The sequence below is a fragment of the Brevundimonas sp. UBA7506 genome (genome assembly GCF_002479495.1).
Lineage (GTDB): Bacteria > Pseudomonadota > Alphaproteobacteria > Caulobacterales > Caulobacteraceae > Brevundimonas.
Genome location: NZ_DLNQ01000015.1, coordinates 81,669 through 99,961, shown reverse-complemented (window position 1 = coordinate 99,961; position 18,293 = coordinate 81,669). Strand labels below are relative to the sequence as shown.

The window sequence follows — 18,293 nt, the reverse complement described above, 5'->3', positions numbered from 1 at the left end:
CTTGCGGATCTCTGAACAGCGGCGACCACCTAACGCCAAGCCGCCCCAAACGCCAAGGCCCGCCCGCCTCGTCGCGAACGACGAAACGAGCGGGCCTCTTCAGGCAGACATCACGCGACTGCGCTCAAGCAGCGAGCCGCCGCGCGGCGAGCGATAGCGCCCCTGGGAAGCCTTAGCTTCCCAGAACCTCTCTGATGGCCCCGTTGGCGATGGTCAGCTTGGCGAAGGTCCAGCCCGTGCCCGAGGTCTCGATCTCGTCGACCGAACCGCGCAGGGATTCGACCTGACCGATGCGAGCGCCGATCCAGGCGTCAACGGCCGTCTCGGCGGCTTCCTCGCTGGCGCCCGCCGTCTCGGCCGAGGCCTTGGCCACGGCGCGGGTCAGCTGCTGCTGCTCGGCCATCAGGTCCTGGATCAGTCGGCGCACGGCCAGACGATCGAAGTGATCGCCCGACGGGATCGAGCCCGCCGCCACGCGCAGGCGGTCGAAGTCGAAGGCGGCGCCGACCTGGTGATAGAGGCGCGCCATGGCCGGCGCGCTCCAGCCCAGTTCATTGGCCAGATCGCCGATGTCGGCCGTGGCCACCATGGGCCGCAGCAGGGCGATGTCGCGGGCCAGGTCTTCGGGGGCGCCCAGGCCGACGAAGGTGGCGACGCGGGCTTCGAACTGCTGCTGCTCGAAGCGCGACAGCACAGCCGGACCCGCGGCGCGCAGGGCGTCGGCGGCCGGCTGATAGGCGGCGATCATGCCGCCGACCGTGGTTTCCGTGCGGGCGGCGCGGCGGGCCAGCCAGTAGGTCTGGCGACGCAGGACCTTGGCGATCTCCTGATAGAGGGCCGTCTGGGCCTCGGCCGGGATCTTGAGGTCCAGGGCCGACACCGCCTTCCAGGCCTGATCCAGGCGGAAGACCTGACGCGCCGTCTCGAAAGCCGTGACCATGGCCGCGGTGTCGCATTCCGCCGCCGCCCGCAGGCGATCAGGGAAGGTCGGCCCGGCCATGTTGACGATCTCGTTCGACAGCACGGTGGCGATGATGTCGCGACGCAGACGGTGGCCCTTCATGTCCTCCTCAAACTTCGCCAGCGGAGCCGGGAAGTAGTGGACCAGCAGGCGCTCGAAGAAGGCGTCGTCCGGCGCCGAGGAGCCGACGATCTCGTCGAACAGCTCCAGCTTGGAATAGGCCGTCAGCACCGCCAGTTCGGGACGGGTCAGGGCCGCGCCCTGCAGCTTCATCTCGGCCATGCGGGCGTCATCGGGCAGGTATTCCACCGCGCGGTTCAGCTTACCCAGGGCGGTCAGGTGCTGCATGAAGGTCTGCTGAGCGTCCAGCGCCTCGGCGCCTTCGGCCTGTTGCAGGGTCAGTGCCAGGGTCTGGTCGTAGTTGTGGGCCAGGACCTTGAGGCCGACCTCGTCGGTCATCGATTTCAGCAGGGCGTTGCGATCCTCGGCCTTCAGATGGCCCGAAGCGATGGCCCCGCCGGTGAGGATCTTGATGTTCACCTCATGGTCGGACGAGTCCACACCCGCCGAGTTGTCGATGGCGTCGGTGTTCAGGCGCATGCCCGCGCGCGCCGCCTCGATGCGGCCCAATTGGGTCGCGCCCAGGTTGGCGCCTTCGCCCAGGACCAGGGCCCGGACCTCGCCGCCGTTGATGCGGATGGCGTCGTTGGCCTTGTCGCCGGCCTGGGCGTTGGTCTCGCCCGCGCCCTTGATGTAGGTGCCGATGCCGCCGAAGTAGAGCAGCTCGGCGCGCGCCTTGAGGATGGCCTGCATCAGGGTGGTGGGGTCGACCGTGTCGGCCTCGATATCCAGCAGTTCCTTGATCTGCGGCGTCAGGGTGATGGTCTTGGCGGAACGAGAGAAGACGCCGCCGCCTTCCGAAATCAGGCTCTTGTCATAGTCCTGCCAGCTGGTGCGCGGCGTCTCGAACAGGCGCTGACGCTCGGCGAACGACTTGGCCGTGTCCGGATTGGGGTCGATGAAGATGTCGCGGTGATCGAAGGCGGCGACCAGCTTGATCGCCTTGGACAGCAGCATGCCGTTGCCGAAGACGTCGCCGGACATGTCGCCTACGCCGACCACGGTGAAGGGCTCGGACTGGATGTCCTTGCCCATCTCGCGGAAGTGGCGCTTGACCGCCTCCCAGGCGCCGCGCGCCGTGATGCCCATCTCCTTGTGGTCGTAGCCGGCCGAGCCGCCCGACGCGAAGGCGTCGTCCAGCCAGAAGCCGTAGGACTGGCTCACGCCGTTGGCGATGTCCGAGAAGGTCGCCGTGCCCTTGTCGGCGGCCACGACCAGATAGGGATCGTCGCCTTCCCAGGCCACGACATTGGCCGGACGCACCGGGGCGCCTTCGCCCACGATGTTGTCGGTGATGTCCAGCAGGCCGGACAGGAAGGTCTTGTAGGCGCGGATGGCCTCGGCCTGGACCGCGTCGCGGTCGCCGCCGACCGGCAGCTGCTTGGGATAGAAGCCGCCCTTGGAGCCGACCGGCACGATGACCGAGTTCTTGACCTGCTGGGCCTTCACCAGACCGAGGACCTCGGTGCGGAAGTCGTCGCGACGGTCCGACCAGCGCAGACCGCCGCGCGCGACGGGGCCGAAGCGCAGGTGGACGCCCTCGATGTGCGGGGCCCAGACGAAGATTTCGCGGAAGGGCTTGGGCAGGGGCAGATCCTCAAGCTCGCGCGAGGCGATCTTGATCGAGATGTGCGGCTTGGCCACGCCCTCGGCGTCGACCTGATAGAAGTTGGTGCGCTTGACCGCGCCGATCAGCAGGGCGATGCGGCGCAGCACCCGGTCGTGATCCAGACTCTTCACGTCCTGCAGCAGGGCGAGGATCTTGTCGTTCAGCTCGGCCACCAGGGCTTCGCGCTCGGCGACCGTGCCGCCGTGGGCCGGATCGAACTTGGCCTTGAATAGCGACAGGATGGCGCGCGCGACGGTCGGATATTCGCGCAGGGCCGTTTCCTGCACCGCCTGCGACGGGTCCAGGCCGGTCTGCTGACGATAGCGGGCGAGGGTGCGGATCAGGGCCGCCTCGCGCCAATCCACGCCCAGCTCCAGCACCAGACGGTTGAAGCCGTCGCTCTCGGTGCGGCCGGTCCAGACCGCCGAGAAGGCGGCCTCGAACGGAGCCTTGATGTCGGCGAAGCTCAGGCCTTCGCCGCGCGGATCTTCCAGCAGGAAGTCGTGGATGTAGATGGGGGCGTCGCCGGTCGTTCGGACGACATGGTCCGACTCCTCCAGCGTCTTCAGACCCATGTCGGCCAGGATCGGCAGGACGTCGGACAGCGGCACGGCCGAGCCGCGACGATAGAGCTTGAAACGGAACTGCAGCGAGGTCTCGTCCGCCGTGCGGAAGGCGCGGACAGCCACCGGCTCGGAATGGACGCCGTCGCCCATCGAGCCGTCGTTCAGGCGATCGAACTGCTCCAAATCGGCCACGGCCTCGGCGGCGTCGTAGCGATCACGATAGGAGACGCCGAAGCTGTCGGCCCATTTGGCGCTGGTCGGACCGACAGCGACCTCATCCACGTCGGCGGCGCGCAGGGCGGTCTCGAAACGGTCGATCCAGCTGCGGCCGGCCTCGGCCACCTCGGCTTCCAGGGCCTTGGGGTCGGGGTTCAGGTGGGCGCCCGGCTCGACGCCGATGATGTAGTGGACGCGCGTCAGCGGCTGGTCCGTCAGCTGCGGATACCAGGCCGAGACCCGACCGCCCCAGGCCTTGGCCAGGATGCCGCCGATGCGCTGGCGCAGGCCGGCGTCGAAGCGTTCACGCGGGATGAAGCACAGAACCGAGACGAAACGATCGAACGGATCGCGGCGCGAGAACAGACGGATGCGCGGGCGGTCGTAGAGGTGCAGGATGCCGAGCGCCGTATCCAGCAGCTCGTCCTCGCTGATCTGGAACAGCTCGTCGCGGGGATAGTTCTCGAGGATGTTCTTCAGGCGCTTGTAGTTGTGGCTGCCGGGGGTCTTGCCCGCGCGTTCCAGCGCATTGGCGACCTTGCGCCGGATCAGCGGCACCTCCTTGGCCATCTTGTCATAGGCCTCGGCGGTGAACAGGCCGACGAAGCGCGTCTCGCCCGAAGCCTTGCCGTCCGCGCCGTAACGCTTGACCCCGACGTAGTCCATGTAGGCGCGGCGATGCACGCGCGAGCGCATATTGGCCTTGGCCACGGTGACCGGCTCGCTCTCATTCAGCTGGCGCTGCATGGCCGGGGTCAGGACGGCGGGCTCGGAAGCGCGGCGCAGCACCCGGCGCTCGGGATCGTTCAGAATGCCCAGGCCCTGATCCGACACCTCCAGCGGGGCCTCGGCCGCATAGCCGCCGTCGGCGCTGCGGGGATAGGCGTAGTCACGGGCGCCCAGGAAGACGAAGTGGTCGCTCTTGGCCCAACGCAGGAAGGCGATGTTCTCTTCCAGTACGGCCGGATCGACGCCGGCGGGCGGCGCGGCCTCCAGCTGCTCGACGGCGTCGCGCATCAGCTGGACCATGGCGGCGTGATCGGTCACGGCGGCGCGCACATCGGCCATGGCCTGGGCCAGGCCCTCGCCCAGGGCGTCGCGGCGTTCCTGGGGCAGGGGATCGATGACGACGATGATCAGGGAGTCGCGACGGCCGGCCTCAAGCTCGACGATCGGGTGGAAAAGGGCCCGCACCGTGACCCCGGCGTCGGCCAGTTCGCCGAGCACGCTGTCGACCAGGAAGGGGGCGTCGTCCTGCAAGATCAGGACGCTGTCATAACCGGTCGGGGCGCCGTCGGCGCCGACCAGGGGGCTGACGGTGACGCGGGCGGGTTCGCCGGCCTTGCGGGTCAGGGCCGCGCGCCAGGCCGAAGCCAGAAGGGCGGCCAGATCGTCGCCGCCCAGTTCAGGGGTCTCGTCAGCGGCGTAGTCGTCGAAGGCCTGGGCCAGGAACGACTTTTCTGCGGCGCCCGGCGGGCCGTCGACAATCCGCGCGTAAGCCGCTTCCAGCGCCTCCAGTACAGCTGGCGTGGCGGAAACTGTGCGCGGAGCGGCGGACATGGTGTGGTCTCGAACAGCACGGCCTGAGGCCGCAGGGATTTGACCGCACCACCTTAGCGCCGCTGGCGAAACTGGCTAGGCCGGCTGAGGCGGCTAAGACCCTGAATTTCAGTGTGCAGCGCACCATGTTGCGCCAGAGGCCCACAGTTGGGCGAATTTCGGTCGCTCAACCCTAAAACACGACAACAACTGCCCCAATTCAGCCCGGATCAGACGAAGCGTCATACCGAAAACATGGGCCTGAAAAGAACAAGGCCGTCGAGCGAAACGCTCGACGGCCTGCTTGGGTCCGGCGCAGGAGGGGGAGGGAGCGCCGGTCCTCTGGACTTCGCGGCCGGAGGGGGGAGGGGGGCCGCGTCGTCTGATTGGACAGATAGTCGGCGGTTGTGGCGGATCAAGGGCAGGATCAGCCTTCATTCCGATCTTTTTCGTGCGGCGGCTTGCCGCGCCCGAGCAGACGCCTGAACCAACCGCCTCCGCCTTCCGGCCGCACGGCGGCCTTGCGCGCGGCATAGGGCTCGCCGTCGCCGGACAGCAGGACCGCCATCCAGCGCGAGCCCTTGAACTCGGCCAGGATGGCCATGGCCATGACCGCCAGCGGGGTCGACAGGAACATGCCCGGAACGCCCCACATCTTGCCCCACAGGGCCAGGGCCAGCAGGACCACCACGGGGTCGATGTTCTGGTTATCGCCCTGCATGCGCGGCTGGATCATGTTGCCGACGATGAACAGCAGGGCCTGCAGGCCCACCAGCAGGATCAGGGCCGGCCAGTAGCTCTCGAACTGCACCAGGGCGAACAGGGGCGGAGCGCAGCCGGCGATGGCGCCGCCCAGCACGGGAATAAAGCCGACGATGAAGATGACGAAGGTCCAGAACTCGGCGTTCTGAAGCCCCACGGCCCGCATCAAGGCCCAGGCGACGGCGCAGATCATGGCCCCCGTCACGGCCTGGACCCACAGATAACCCTCGACCCCGCCGCGCACCCGGCTGAACACCTCCAGCGCCTCGTTGCGCGCGCCGCGATCGGGGAACATGGCCACGATCTTCTTGCGGAAGCCCGCCTGCGAGGCCAGCAGGAAGCCCAGATAGACCATGACGAAGAAGGCGCCCGAAGCGACGCCCTGGGCCTGCAGGGCCGCCTGGGTCAGCCAGCCACGCAGGTCGATTCCCGCGATCAGCTCGTTCAGCGTCGGCGGATCTGACACCCCGACCAGGCCGCTGACGTCAGCGATGATGTGATCCAGTCGCGGACCGATGCTCGCCGACACCCCTGACGCATCCGTGAAGAAGCTCGCCGCCCCGTCGACGATGATCCAGATCGACAGCAGGAAGCCCAGCACCACGACGGTCAGGGCCGCCGCGCCGGCGAAGCGCGGAGGCACAGGCGTGCGGTGCTCGATGGCCCGCTTCACCCCGTCGATCATGATCAACAGGAAGATGGCCATGGCCAGGGGCGTCAGGATGTCCCTCAGCCAGTAGAGCGCCGCCCCACCCGCCACGACGGCGATCAAAACCAGGGCGTTGCGTGCGACCGAGGAGGTCGGGACCGAGATGGGCAGTTTCATGAGCGTGACTGTCGGCGGCGTCGGGGAGAGCGTCAATCGCTGTAAAGCCGCACGGTTCCGCCTTGCGGCCCCGCCCCTGTCAGATAACCATGCGGTCAGACGCTGGAGACCGCCCGACATGACCGACGCCCCCGCCGCCCTCTTCCTCGGCCAGTCCTTCGAGGGCGCCGCTGAAAACCTGCTGTTCAAGCGCGCCAACCGCCACGGCGTGGTGGCCGGCGCCACCGGCACGGGCAAGACCGTGACCCTGCAGATCATGGCCCAGGGCTTTTCCGACGCGGGCGTCCCCGTCTTCTGCGCCGACGTGAAGGGCGACCTGTCGGGCATCAGCCAGGCGGGCAATGTCGAAAAGTTCGCCGAGCGCGCCGGCAAGATGGGCCTGAGCCTGACCGGCAAGGCGGCCCCGGTCGTCTTCTGGGACCTGTACGGCGTCAAGGGCCACCCGATCCGCGCCACCGTGTCCGACGTGGGTCCGACCCTCCTGGCCCGGATGCTGGAGTTGAATGACGTGCAGGAGGGGGTCCTGACCGTCGCCTTCCACGTCGCCGACAAGGAGGGCCTGCTGCTGCTGGACCTCGAGGACCTGCGCGCCCTGCTGGCCTATGTCGGCGAGAACGCCCAGACCATCGGCCGCGAGGTCGGCAATGTCTCGCCCACCTCGATCGCCGCCATCCAGCGCGCCCTGCTGCAGCTGGAGCAACAGGGCGGGACCGCCTTCTTCGGCGAACCGGCCCTGCGGCTGGAGGACATGATGCGCACCTCGCTGGACGGGCGGGGCCAGGTCAATGTGCTGGACTCCACCCGGCTGATGAACAGCCCGCGCCTGTACGCCGCCTTCCTGTTGTGGCTGCTGTCGGAGCTGTTCGAGCAGCTTCCCGAGATCGGCGACCCGGAGAAGCCGCGCCTGGTCTTCTTCTTCGACGAAGCCCACCTGCTGTTCAACGACGCGCCCAAGGGCCTGCTGGAAAAGGTCGAACAGGTGGTGCGCCTGATCCGCTCCAAGGGGGTCGGGGTCTATTTCGTCACCCAGAACCCGGCCGACATTCCCGACACCGTCCTGGCCCAGCTGGGCAACCGGGTGCAGCACGCGCTTCGCGCCTACACCCCGGCCGAACAGAAGGGCCTGCGCGCCGCCGCCCAGAGCTTCCGCACCAATCCCGGCTTTGACACCGCCGAGGCCATTCAGGGTCTAGGCGTGGGCGAGGCCCTGGTCTCGACCCTGGACGACAAGGGGGCCCCGACCGTGGTGGCCCAGACCAGGATCCGTCCGCCGGACTCGCGCCTCGGCCCCGCCACCGACGCCGAACGCGCCGCCGTCATGGCCGCCAGCCCGGTGCGCGGGACCTATGACACGGCGGTCAACCGCGAGTCGGCCGAAGAGGTCCTGAAGGCCCGCCGCGCCCAGGCCGAGCGCATCGAGGCCGAAACCGCCGCCGCCTCAGCCCAGGCCAAGGCGGCCGAAAAAGCCGCCCGTTCCGCCCCCGCCCCGGCGCGCGAACGCGCCGCTCCCCGTCCGCGCGCCTCGTCCCGTCAGACCCCGATGGAGGCCCTGACCAAGTCCGTCCTGCGCACCGCCGGCTCGACCATCACCCGCGAACTGCTGCGCGGCGTCCTGGGCAGTCTGAAGCGACGGTAGAGCCCGGTCCGCCAAACTCCGTCACCCCGGACGGCCCAAAGGGACGATCCGGGGTCCAGGCGCCGGAACCCATGGCGAGCGCGCAAAACCTCAACCGCCTGGGTTCCGGGTTCACTGCGCGCCCCGGAATGACGGCTAAGGGTGGTTAGCAGACATCACGCCGCCCGAAGCCGCTCCAACAAGCACAGTCCTGCGCGTGTAAGAAAAAGTGGTTTGTCAGCCCTTCCGCCACCGATGATAATTTCGTCAGCGTCCACCCACTCACCCCCGACTAGGCGCATGGAAAGCTCGTCGCCGCGATAGGTGTGAGTGATCTCAGCGATACGTTGATCGCCGTTGAAGACTGCGTAGAGGTAGTTGCTAAACGGCTCGTCGTCCTTGCGTCCATCGTGGGACATCCGGCCATCGCGGGTCACAGTGATGCTCTCCATTCAGGATCAATAACGTCGATCTGAGAGCTTGGGAACAGACTCGGCCCCAGCCTCACCCCCTCGGGATCAGCCGCCACATCCGCAGGGGGTGACGGACCGCCCCTGCCTCCTGACCCGCCGCGTCGCCGCGGCCGATATAGAGGTCGGCGCGGACGGGGCCGCGGATGGCCGAGCCGGTGTCGAGGGCCATGACCAGGCCGCGATAGCTGGCGCGGGCGCCGATCAGATTGCCGCCGTCGGCCTCGATCCACACGGCCTCGCCATAGCTCCAGCGCGAGGGGTCCACGGCCACCGAGCGGCGCGCGGGCAGGGGGACGCCGGCGGCGCCGGTCGCCTCCTTGCCGTCGTCGGGGCTGACGACGAAGAAGATGTAGCGCGGGTTCAGGGCCATGACCGCACGCGCTTCGGCTCCGCGATGGGCCGACAGCCAGCCGCGAATGGCGTCGCCCGAGGTTCCATTGGCGGGCAGCAGGCCGCGCTCGGCCATCGGCCGGGCGATGCCGACGAAGGGCTTGCCGTTGTCGGCGGCGTAGGCGGCGCGCAGGCGGGCGCCGTCCGGGAAGCTCAGGGTCCCCGAGCCCTGGATCTGCAGAAAGAAGAGGTCCTCGGCCCGCATCCAGGCCAGGGCGGTCGACTGGGCGGATCCCGCCTCGATGGCGGCGCGGTCGCCGACCTCGGACAGGTTGGCCGGGCGGCTGAGCACCGGAGCGTCGAACTCGGCGTCCGGCGCGCGGCGGGCCGGATATTCCGGCGCGAAATAGGCCGTCAGCAGGCCGGCGCGGCCGTCGTCGGTGCGAGCCTCGGTCGCCACGAAGTGGGTTTCAAGAAAGGCGCGGGCGTCGCTGGGGCTGGCCCGGCGCGCGGCCAGGTCCCGGCCCCGGGCGCAAACAGCCTCGGCCGCCCCGCCCCGAGCGCGGACGCAGCCGGCGACATAGGCGTTGAAGGCGGCCAGGTGGTCTTCTTCGGCCCAGCCGGGCAGGGCGGTCAGGCTCAACCCCTCGACTGCGGTCGGCGGCGTGATCGGTCCCGGGCCGGGAGCGGGTCTCGTCGGCGGCGCCACCGGCGGGGTCGAGGCGCAAGCCGCCGCGAACAGCAGCAGGGACAGGGCGCCCAGCCGGGCCGCGCCCGACCGAGCGAACGGCAGGGCGGGCGGCGCGGCGACGACGTGCATCAGGCGTTGGCCGGCTCGACGCGGGCCAGGGCCCAGTTGGGATCGGCGGCGCCCAGGGCGCGCTCGAAGGTCCACAGTTCGGCGGTGCGGCGCTCGTCGGTCGTCGCCTCGCCCTGGGCGGGGGTCACGACGCTGCGCATCTCGGCCAGGAAGCGGACCTTGGCGACGGCGCGGTCGTCCTTGACCGTGGCCAGCTCCAGATCGGCGCGGGGCGGATGCAGGAACTCGGCCTGCTCGCGCTCGCCGCGCGCTTCACGGGCGGCGATGCCGGCCTCGAACGAGGTCATGACCGAGGGGGTCAGCAGGGGGCGCAGGGCCTCGCGGTCGCCCGAGGCGTAGCCGCGCACGATGGTCTCATAGGCCTGACGCGCGCCCTCGATGAAGCGGGCCGGGTCGAAGGCCGGGTCGCGCGCCTTCAGTCCCGCCACGGCGGCGGCGGTCGCGGCGTCCAGTCCCGGCGTGGCCGGTGTCGGCGCGGGGCCGCCCACGGGCAAGGCCTGAGGCAGGCGGGCGTCTTCCTGCGGCTGACGCCCGACCTTCTTGCCCAGGACGTTGTAGAGCATGAACAGCAGCACCGCGGCGACGATGGCGAACATGACGATCTGGAATTGGACGGGCACGGGCTTCACCTGATTGGCGCGCGCCCATCAGGGGGCGAGGGGCGCGCATCTGTTGCTGTGAGGATTAGGGGGCGATCCCGCCGGGCGCAAGGCAGGCGGCGTCCGGAACGCCGGTCTCGCCGTTGCGGCCAATAGCCTCGCCGTGGTAGTCGCGGGCCCTTCACCCCGGGCCCGGAGCGGTCCGGCGTCCCACGATTTCAGACTGACGGCTTACCTTCATGACCGACGCCACCGCCCCCGCCGACACCGCCGCCAACGGCCAGACCGAGCCGATGGAAGGCCAGGGCCAGCCCGCCGGTCCCGGCTTCCGCATCCTGGCGCAATACGTCCGCGACCTGTCCTTCGAAAATCCGCGCGCGCCCGACAGCCTGCGCATCGAGGGCAAGCCCGCCATCGACATGGGCGTGGAAATGAACGCCGCCGGTCGCCCGGACGGCCTGTTCGAGCTGGACCTCAAGCTGTCGGTCAAGGCCACGGGCGAGGACAAGGCCCCGGTGTTTCACGTGGAACTCGTCTACGGCGGCCTGTTCGCCCTGAGCGGCGTCTCGCCCCAGGACATCGAACCCATGCTGCTGATCGAGTGCCCGCGCTACCTCTTCCCCTTCGCTCGCCAGGTCATCGCCCAGGCCACCTCGGACGGCGGCTTCTACCCGCCCTTCATGGTCGACCCGATCGACTTCGCCGCCATCTACGTCGCCCGCCAGCAGCAGATCGCCAGCGGTCCGGCCGACGCCGGTCAGGCCTAATACAAGAAGGGCCGCTAACGCCCGCCGCGCAGCGACGGGCTGCTTGAGCGGAAACATGGAGGGGGCGCTCGAAGGGGCGCCCCCTTTCTTGTTTGAGGTTGGGGCTCTAGGCCGCCGCCTCGTCCTTGGCTTCGACCTCGACGGTCACGCCGTAGCCGGCCCACAGGCTGTGGTCCTTCAGCGTCGACTTCAGGAAGGCCAGATGCGCCGCCTGCTCAGCCTCGGTTGAGCGGAAGGGCAGGGGATTGGGCCTTGCGCCGTAACTGACCGAGGCGGCCGCCGCCATCGCCTGCGGGCTGCGGGCCGTGGTCAGGTCCAGCGCCCGCTCCTTGCCGCCGCGCAGCTCCAGATAGACCTCGGCCAACAGACGGGAGTCGATCAGGGCGCCGTGCAGGGTGCGGTCGACCAGCGAGATCTTGAAACGCTTGCACAGGGCGTCCAGCGAGTTGGGCATGCCCGGAAACCGCTTCTGCGCCAGCTGCAGGGTATCGATCCAGCGTTCCTGGGCCGGCGGCTTCTGACCGATGCGGCTGTATTCGAAGTCGATGAAGTTGCGGTCGAAGTTGGCGTTGTGCGCGATCAGGGGCGCGTCGCCGATGAACTCCAGCAGGTCAGCCGCGATTTCGTGGAATTTCGGCGCATCCTTGACATGTTCGTCGGTGATGCCGTGAACCCGGATGGCGTCAGGCGGGATCAGACGCTCGGGATTGACCAGGCGATGGAAGGTGCGCCCCGTCGGCAGCAGGTCGTGGATCTCGATGCAGCCGACCTCGATTAGACGATCGCCCGTCTTGGGATCGAAGCCGGTGGTTTCGGTGTCGAGAACGATTTCGCGGGCCATGCCCCCTTAATGAGGCAAGCCGCATCGCAACGGAAGGGCGGCCTCAGCCCCGGCGCGGAGGCGTCCACGCGGGATCAAGAACTGTCCCCACGATTTGAGCCACCTGTTCGCGGGCCGCGTCCAGACCTCGACCGGTATCGACCAGGAAGTCGGCGCGGCGGCGTTTCTCGGCGTCCGGCGTCTGGCGAGACAGGATGGCTTCGAAACGCTCGCGGGTCATGCCGGAGCGAGCCAGGACGCGCGCCGCCTGAACTTCAGGATCGGCGGTGACCACGACCACGGCGTCGACAAAGGCCTCGCCGCCGATCTCGAACAGCAGGGGAATGTCGAGCACGGCCAGCCGCACGCCCTCGGCTCGCGCCGCCGCCAGATCCTGAGCCCGGTCCTGGGCCACAAGGGGATGAACGATGGCTTCCAGACGTTTGAAGGCGGTCTCGTCACGACCCAGCGCCTCGGCCAGACGGGCGCGGTCCACGGCGCCGTCGACGACCACGCCGGGGAAGGCCTGACCCAGGGGCTCGACCGCCGCCCCGCCGCGCGCATAGAGGCGATGGACGGCGGCGTCGGCGTCCCACAGCAGGGCGCCTTCGTCGGCGAACATCCGCCCCGTGGTCGACTTGCCCATGCCGATCGAGCCGGTCAGGCCGAGGATGATCACGCGGCCTCTCCCAGATGGGCCAGCAGCAAGGCGCGCAGATCAAGCGACGGCGGCGGGCGCCGGAACAGGGCGGTGAAAGAGGGCGTCGCCTGACCGATCAGCATGGCCAGACCGTCCACCGTGGTCAGCCCGCGCGCTCGCGCCGCCGCTAGGAAGTCGGTGACGACGGGCTTGTAGGTCATGTCCATGACCACGGCGGTCGGCTTCAGCACCGACAGGTCGATGCTCGGCTGAACGCTGAGGGCGTTGATGACCAGATCGGCGGTGGCCAGAGCGGTCTCGTCGGCCACGCTCACCGAGGCCCCAAGATCGGCGGCCAGAGCCTCGGCGCGGTCGCGCGAACGGTTGAGGATGCGGATGCTCGCCCCGGCCTCGACCAGGGCGCCCGCGCCGGCGCGGGCGGCGCCCCCGGCGCCCAGCATGACCACGACGGCGTCTTTCAGGTTCAGGCCCGGCGCCTGCTCGGCCAGGGCGTAGAGGACGCCGACGCCGTCCGAGCTGTCGGCGCGAACATGGCCATTGTCGAAGACCAGGATGTTTGCCGAACCGGTCGCCCGGGCCGCCTTGCTGGCTTCATCCGCCAGGGCGAAGGCCTGTTCCTTGAAGGGGGCGGTGACATTCAGCCCCTGCACCAGACCGGCGCGCCCGGCGGCGACCAGGGCGTCGAATCCGGCGGCGTCTTTCGGCGCGAACGGCATATAGGCGCCGTCGATATCGCCGGCCTCCAGCCAGGCGTTGTGGATCACCGGACTGAGCGAATGGGCCACCGGCTGGCCGGCGATGCCCGCCAGCATGGCGGCGCCGGTGATGCGGTTCGAGCGGGAAGGGGAGGGGCTCACGAGACGATCACTCCGGCGCGTCGCAGTTCGGCCAGAACCGGCCATAGCGGCAGGCCCAGGACGGTGAAATAGTCGCCCTCGACCGCCTCGAACAACTGCGAGCCCAGGCCCTCCAGCCGGTAAGAGCCGACGCAGGCCAGCAGGGCCTCGCCCTCCGCGGCCAGATAGGCGTCGAGGAAGATGTCGGAAAAGTCGCGCATCCTCATCTCGACCGTGTCCACGCCCGACCAGACCACCTGACCGTTGCGGGCCAGGGCCGCGCCGGAATGCAGTTGGTGGGTGCGCCCGCGCATGGCGATCAGGCGCTCGCGCGCCGCCGCCAGCGTCGGCGCCTTGGAGACCAGTCCGCCGTCGAAGGCCAGGGTCTGATCGGCGCCCAGAACCCAGGCGTCGGCGTCGTGGCGCGACACGGCGAGGGCCTTGGCGCGGGCCAGTTCGACCGCCAGGGCGACCGGATCGACGCCCGGCGTCTTCAGCGCCTCCTCGTCCACATCGGCCACCTGAACCGTAAAGGGCACGCCCGCCTCGGTCAGGACCGCGCGTCGCGCCGCGCTCTTGGAGGCCAGGATCAGCCGTTCGCCGTCGTTGTTCACCAGGCAGTCCCCACGCGGCGCGTCCGCCGCTCGCTCAGAAGGTTGATGATGGCCGCGGCGGTCTCCTCGACCGAGCGGCGGGTCACGTCGATGGTCGGCCAGCCGCGCCGTTCAAAGGCGCGCCGCGCCTTGACCGTTTCCTCGCGCACGGCGTCATGATCGACATAGTCGGAGGCGTGGTGGGCGTTCAGCCCCTCCAGTCGGTTGCGGCGGATCTGAACCAGTCGATCCGGCGACACGGTCAGGCCGATGACCAGGGGGTTCTTCAACCTTGTTAGTCGCTCGCCGTCTTCCTGACCCGGAACCAGAGGCACATTGGCGGCGCGGATGCCCCGATTGGCCAGATAGATGCAGGTCGGAGTCTTGGAGGTCCGACTGACGCCGCACAGAACCACGTCAGCGTGCTCCAGCTGTTCCAGCGTGCCCTGGCCGTCGTCGTGGGCGATGGCGAAATCCAGGGCGCCGATGCGGTTGAAATAGCCGTGGTCCAGGGCGTGCTGGGCCCCGACGCGGGTCGAGATGTTCGTTCCCAGATAGCCCGACAGGGCGCCGACCAGGGGATCCAGGGCCCCGATCTGCGGCGTCTGCAGGCGACGACAGCCTTCTTCCAGCTGTTCGCGCAGTTCGCGGTCGACCAGGGTGTGCAGCACCACGCCGGGCGCCCCGGCGACTTCCTCCAGCACCCGCTCCATCTGCTTGGACGAGCGAACCAGGGCGTAGATGTGTTCGATGGGAATGACGCCGTCGAACCGGGCGATCACGGCCTTGGCCATGGCGTTCAGGGTCTCGCCGGTGGAATCCGAGACCAGATGGACATGGAAATAGGTGGCGAGGCGCGGCGACGGGCGGGCGGGGCTCATGGCTCTGATCGTCTCCTCATCCTTCGCGCCCGGATCGCGTCGGACTCTGTCCCCGAAGCCTGTGCAAAAGCCGGGGCGCCGTTCGACATCGCCTGGGCGCCGACAGGGCGCCGATTGGGCGCCGAATCCTCTAGCAAGCTCCAACGCCGGTCGCGAGCGGGGATCGCGGGCGCCGATCGCGAAACGGCGCCTGGAGTCGTTCATACAGGCGCCGAATTTCTATCCTCACCAGGGGATAAGGCGCCTTGTCCAAATTTGGCGCCCGGCGCCTTTCCCACAACGGCGCCCAGATCGGACTCCCGTCATACCGGGCCTGAAGCGGGTTATCCCCGCTATGAACACCCCATCGGGCCCTCCCCGGGATTCGTTCTTTCGAAAACGGGGAGAAACCTGTCGATCGAGGGGGAATCCGAATTCTATCCACGCAGTTCAGCGCCCTGCTTCCATCCTCCAATTTTCTATCAATTCTTATTCTTGAATAGGGATTGAGGCTTGGGGGTGTGCATCCTAAAGCCCAAGGTATGAGCACTCCTCTTCTGATCCAGGCTCTCCAGGGCCAGACTACGACCCGTCCGCCCGTGTGGTTCATGCGTCAGGCCGGGCGCTACCTGCCGGAGTACCGCGAGCTGCGCGCCAAGGCGCCGGACTTCATCGCCTTCTGCATGAACCCGGAGATGGCGGCCGAGGCGACGCTTCAGCCCATGCGCCGGTTCGGCTTCGATGCGGCCATCGTCTTCGCCGACATCCTGCTGATCCCCGGCGCCCTGGGACAAAAGGTTTGGTTCGAGGCTGGCGAAGGTCCGCGCCTGGGCGCCCTGCCGTCGGTGGAACAGATGCGGGAGCTGGCCTCCGGGGCGGGGGAGGCCCTGAAGTCAGTGGGCCAGACCCTCAGCCTGGTGCGCGCTGAACTGGATCCGTCAAAGGCCCTGATCGGGTTCGCCGGCGCGCCCTGGACCGTGGCCACCTATATGCTGGACGGCGAGGCCCGCACCATCATGAAGGGCGAGCGCGCTGCGGCCCGGACCTACGCCTACGCCGAACCGGAAAAGGTCGAGGCGCTTCTGGAGGTTCTGGTCGAAGCCACCGCCCACTATCTGAAGATGCAGCAGGACGCGGGCGCCCAGGTGCTGAAGATCTTCGAGAGCTGGGCCGAGGGCCTGCCCGACGATCTGTTCGAAAGTCTGGTCCTGAAGCCTCACCAGGCGCTCGTGGCCCGCGCCCGGGCCCTGGGGGTCACTGTGCCGCTCATCGGCTTCCCAAGAGGCTCTGCGGCGCTTGCGGAGCGTTATGCGGCGGAGTGCGACGTTCAGGCCGTGGCGCTGGACACTGCCTGTCCTCTGGAAGTCGGCAAACGCGTCCAGGCCATCAAGCCCATCCAGGGCGCGCTCGATCCCCTCTTGCTGCGCGCCGGCGGCCCGGCTCTGGATCGCCGCGTCGATCAACTGCTCGAGGCCTGGGGCCAGGGTCCGTGGATCTTCAACCTGGGTCACGGCATCCTGCCGGACGTGCCGATCGCCCATGTCGAGCAGGTCCTGCGTCGGATCGGAGCCCAATGATCATGTCTGGGACCATGACCGCCGAGACCCGTCGTCCGAACCGGCGCGTGGCCGTCGTCCTGACCAATCTCGGCGGACCGGACGGGCCTGACGCGGTCAAACCCTTCCTGTTCAACCTATTCAACGATCCGGCCATCATCGGTTTGCCGGGCATCGTCCGCACGCCTCTTGCGCACTTGATCTCGTCGCGGCGCGAAAAGTCGGCCCAAGCCAACTACGCCCGGATGGGCGGCGGCTCGCCCCTGCTGCCCGAGACGCTGAAACAGGCGTCGGCCCTGTCCGAGGCCCTGGCCGACGCGGCGCCGGGGGACGAGACCGAGGTCTTCATCGCCATGCGCTACTGGCACCCCTTCACCGAGGATACGGCCAAGGCGGTGGCGGAGTTTCAGCCCGACCATGTGGTGCTTCTGCCCCTCTATCCGCAGTTCTCGACCACCACGACGGCCTCGTCGCTGAAGGCCTGGCGCGAGGCCTACAAGGGGCCGGGCGAGGTCCACGCCGTCTGCTGTTATCCGGACGCCGAGGGTCTGATCGAGGCCCAGGTCCGCCTGATCCGCGAGACCATGGACAAGGCCGAAGGCCGGCCGGTCCGCGTGCTGTTCTCGGCCCACGGCATCCCGGAGAAGCTGGTCGCGGCCGGCGATCCCTACCAGGCCCAGGTTGAGGCCACCGTGGCCGCCGTCGTCGCCCGCATGGGGCTGAGCGACTGGGCCATCTGCTATCAGAGCCGGGTCGGGCCGCTGAAATGGCTGGGCCCGTCGACGCCTGAGGCCATTGAACAGGCGGGCCGGGACGGCGTCGGCGCCGTGGTCGTGCCCATCGCCTTCGTGTCTGAGCATATCGAGACCCTGGTCGAACTGGATCACGAATACGCCGAACTGGCCGAACAGGTCGGTTGCGCCCCCTATCTGCGGGCGCCGGCCGTGGGGGTGGAGCCCGCCTTCATCGCCGCCCTGGCCCAGGCCGTCGAGGCGGCGCTGGAAACCTCGGGCACAGCGCCGCAGGGCGCGTCCAGGGGTGGACCATGCGCCCACTTGAAAGCCTGCCCCGGCGGTTGTTCAAAGGCGGCCTGACCGGTCGAGGGGGAGCCTCATGGACTATTACAACCTCGCGCGCGGGCTTCACATCCTGGCGGTGATCGCCTGGATGGCCGGGATGCTCTTCCTGCCGCGTCTGTTCGCCTATGATGCCGAGCAGAACGGCAAGCCCGAGCCGCTGCGGGGCGAGATGCAGGCCCTGCTGCGCACCTGGCAGACGCGCCTGCTGCGCATCATCATCAACCCGGCCATGATCCTGGCCTTCATCTTCGGCGGCTGGCTTCTGTGGCTGCGCAGCGGCGAGGGCGCGGACTGGTCCTTCGCCCACCAGCCCTGGATGGTGACCAAGCTGACGGGGGTCTTCCTGCTGGCCGCCTGGCACGGCTTCCTCGCTGGACAGCGCAAGAAGATCGCCGCCGGCACTTCGAAATATTCGGGTCGTTTCTGGCGCATGACCAACGAGATTCCCTTTGTTCTGGCCATCATCATGGTTCTGTCCGTCACGCTGGAGTGGACGTTCTAGGGCGCTAGCGCTCGCGACGCGGTCGCTTGCTGTTTGAGCGCGAGTTCTTTTGAAAGGGCTGTGCTTGACGCGGTCGGCCCTTTCGTGGTTCCGCTCATGGTGAACCGTTCGGCGTGATCCCATTGTGATCCGCAGGCGGTCCCTCTCTTCTTGCGACGCCTGCCGGTTTGACCCTGCGGGACC

Annotated in this window: 15 protein-coding genes; 5 read left to right on the top strand and 10 right to left on the bottom strand. The window is 68.6% G+C overall.

From position 1 onward, the window contains the following. Nucleotides 1–172: 172 nt before the first annotated feature. Together B3K53_RS13055 and B3K53_RS13050 are read right to left on the bottom strand one after the other, a co-directional pair. Nucleotides 173–5,032: an NAD-glutamate dehydrogenase gene (locus B3K53_RS13055; RefSeq protein WP_292084860.1), complete on the bottom strand. Its 4,860-nt coding sequence runs from the start codon at nt 5,030–5,032 to the stop codon at nt 173–175. A 406-nt stretch (nt 5,033–5,438) separates the two neighbouring features. Further along, a complete protein-coding gene (locus B3K53_RS13050; protein ID WP_292084859.1) occupies nt 5,439–6,599 on the bottom strand; it encodes an AI-2E family transporter in 1,161 nt (386 codons plus the stop codon). A gap of 118 nt (nt 6,600–6,717) precedes the next feature. Between B3K53_RS13050 and B3K53_RS13045 the strand changes: the two genes are divergently transcribed. Continuing rightward, nucleotides 6,718–8,235 carry a helicase HerA-like domain-containing protein gene (locus B3K53_RS13045; protein ID WP_292084858.1) on the top strand — a complete coding sequence of 506 codons (1,518 nt, stop codon included), beginning with the start codon at nt 6,718–6,720 and terminating at the stop codon, nt 8,233–8,235. 155 nt (nt 8,236–8,390) lie between these two features. On the opposite strand, the gene B3K53_RS13040 is transcribed toward B3K53_RS13045, so the two are convergent. The 3 genes from B3K53_RS13040 to timA are packed head-to-tail and all read right to left on the bottom strand — an operon-like array spanning nt 8,391 to nt 10,457. Further along, on the bottom strand, nt 8,391–8,666 hold the full coding sequence (locus B3K53_RS13040; protein WP_292084857.1) for a hypothetical protein: 276 nt from the start codon (nt 8,664–8,666) through the stop codon (nt 8,391–8,393). Between the two features lie 52 nt (nt 8,667–8,718). After that, nucleotides 8,719–9,837, bottom strand: a complete 1,119-nt coding sequence (locus B3K53_RS13035) for an MltA domain-containing protein (RefSeq protein WP_292084856.1) — start codon at nt 9,835–9,837, stop codon at nt 8,719–8,721. Further along, complete coding sequence (timA, locus tag B3K53_RS13030) at nt 9,837–10,457, bottom strand: TIM44-related membrane protein TimA (RefSeq protein ID WP_292084855.1); 621 nt, start codon at nt 10,455–10,457, stop codon at nt 9,837–9,839. Before timA ends, B3K53_RS13035 begins: the two co-directional genes overlap by 1 nt. Nucleotides 10,458–10,675: 218 nt before the next feature. Here timA and secB point away from each other — a divergent pair, with 218 nt between their 5' ends. Continuing rightward, nucleotides 10,676–11,203, top strand: a complete 528-nt coding sequence (secB, locus tag B3K53_RS13025) for a protein-export chaperone SecB (protein ID WP_390183200.1) — start codon at nt 10,676–10,678, stop codon at nt 11,201–11,203. Nucleotides 11,204–11,309: 106 nt separating this feature from the next. Here secB and dnaQ read toward each other — a convergent pair whose 3' ends face one another. Genes dnaQ through B3K53_RS13000 form a run of 5 tightly spaced genes read right to left on the bottom strand, consistent with a single transcriptional unit; the run spans nt 11,310 to nt 14,994 of the window. Beyond that, nucleotides 11,310–12,044 carry a DNA polymerase III subunit epsilon gene (gene dnaQ / locus B3K53_RS13020; RefSeq protein WP_292084854.1) on the bottom strand — a complete coding sequence of 245 codons (735 nt, stop codon included), beginning with the start codon at nt 12,042–12,044 and terminating at the stop codon, nt 11,310–11,312. Between the two features lie 43 nt (nt 12,045–12,087). Continuing rightward, entirely contained in the window at nt 12,088–12,702 is a 615-nt protein-coding gene (gene coaE / locus B3K53_RS13015) for a dephospho-CoA kinase (RefSeq protein WP_292084852.1), read from the bottom strand. After that, the gene (locus tag B3K53_RS13010) at nt 12,699–13,496 is read right to left on the bottom strand and encodes a shikimate dehydrogenase family protein (protein WP_292085669.1); all 798 of its coding nucleotides are present in this window, start codon (nt 13,494–13,496) and stop codon (nt 12,699–12,701) included. Before B3K53_RS13010 ends, coaE begins: the two co-directional genes overlap by 4 nt. A 41-nt stretch (nt 13,497–13,537) precedes the next feature. After that, nucleotides 13,538–14,137 (bottom strand): Maf family protein, encoded by a 600-nt coding sequence (locus B3K53_RS13005; protein WP_292085667.1) that lies wholly within the window; start codon nt 14,135–14,137, stop codon nt 13,538–13,540. Next, a complete protein-coding gene (locus B3K53_RS13000; RefSeq protein WP_292084851.1) occupies nt 14,131–14,994 on the bottom strand; it encodes a pyruvate, water dikinase regulatory protein in 864 nt (287 codons plus the stop codon). The genes B3K53_RS13005 and B3K53_RS13000 overlap by 7 nt, the downstream gene beginning before the upstream one ends. 521 nt (nt 14,995–15,515) lie before the next feature. Between B3K53_RS13000 and hemE the strand changes: the two genes are divergently transcribed. Genes hemE through B3K53_RS12985 form a run of 3 tightly spaced genes read left to right on the top strand, consistent with a single transcriptional unit; the run spans nt 15,516 to nt 18,110 of the window. Next, nucleotides 15,516–16,550, top strand: a complete 1,035-nt coding sequence (gene hemE / locus B3K53_RS12995; RefSeq protein ID WP_292084849.1) for a uroporphyrinogen decarboxylase — start codon at nt 15,516–15,518, stop codon at nt 16,548–16,550. A 2-nt stretch (nt 16,551–16,552) separates the two neighbouring features. Then, nucleotides 16,553–17,623 (top strand): ferrochelatase, encoded by a 1,071-nt coding sequence (hemH, locus tag B3K53_RS12990; protein WP_292084848.1) that lies wholly within the window; start codon nt 16,553–16,555, stop codon nt 17,621–17,623. A 19-nt stretch (nt 17,624–17,642) separates the two neighbouring features. After that, nucleotides 17,643–18,110 carry a CopD family protein gene (locus tag B3K53_RS12985; RefSeq protein WP_292084847.1) on the top strand — a complete coding sequence of 156 codons (468 nt, stop codon included), beginning with the start codon at nt 17,643–17,645 and terminating at the stop codon, nt 18,108–18,110. Nucleotides 18,111–18,293 lie beyond the last annotated feature (183 nt).

Bases quoted from the DNA above. Each gene is read 5' to 3' on its own strand.
- B3K53_RS12985 (WP_292084847.1), top strand. From the start codon at position 17,643: ATGGACTATTACAACCTCGCGCGCGGGCTTCACATCCTGGCGGTGATC.
- hemH (WP_292084848.1), top strand. From the start codon at position 16,553: ATGTCTGGGACCATGACCGCCGAGACCCGTCGTCCGAACCGGCGCGTG.
- secB (WP_390183200.1), top strand. From the start codon at position 10,676: ATGACCGACGCCACCGCCCCCGCCGACACCGCCGCCAACGGCCAGACC.
- B3K53_RS13000 (WP_292084851.1), bottom strand. From the start codon at position 14,994: ATGAGCCCCGCCCGCCCGTCGCCGCGCCTCGCCACCTATTTCCATGTC.
- B3K53_RS13035 (WP_292084856.1), bottom strand. From the start codon at position 9,837: ATGCACGTCGTCGCCGCGCCGCCCGCCCTGCCGTTCGCTCGGTCGGGC.
- hemE (WP_292084849.1), top strand. From the start codon at position 15,516: ATGAGCACTCCTCTTCTGATCCAGGCTCTCCAGGGCCAGACTACGACC.
- B3K53_RS13010 (WP_292085669.1), bottom strand. From the start codon at position 13,496: ATGCTGGCGGGCATCGCCGGCCAGCCGGTGGCCCATTCGCTCAGTCCG.
- B3K53_RS13050 (WP_292084859.1), bottom strand. From the start codon at position 6,599: ATGAAACTGCCCATCTCGGTCCCGACCTCCTCGGTCGCACGCAACGCC.
- B3K53_RS13045 (WP_292084858.1), top strand. From the start codon at position 6,718: ATGACCGACGCCCCCGCCGCCCTCTTCCTCGGCCAGTCCTTCGAGGGC.
- dnaQ (WP_292084854.1), bottom strand. From the start codon at position 12,044: ATGGCCCGCGAAATCGTTCTCGACACCGAAACCACCGGCTTCGATCCC.
- B3K53_RS13055 (WP_292084860.1), bottom strand. From the start codon at position 5,032: ATGTCCGCCGCTCCGCGCACAGTTTCCGCCACGCCAGCTGTACTGGAG.
- B3K53_RS13040 (WP_292084857.1), bottom strand. From the start codon at position 8,666: ATGGAGAGCATCACTGTGACCCGCGATGGCCGGATGTCCCACGATGGA.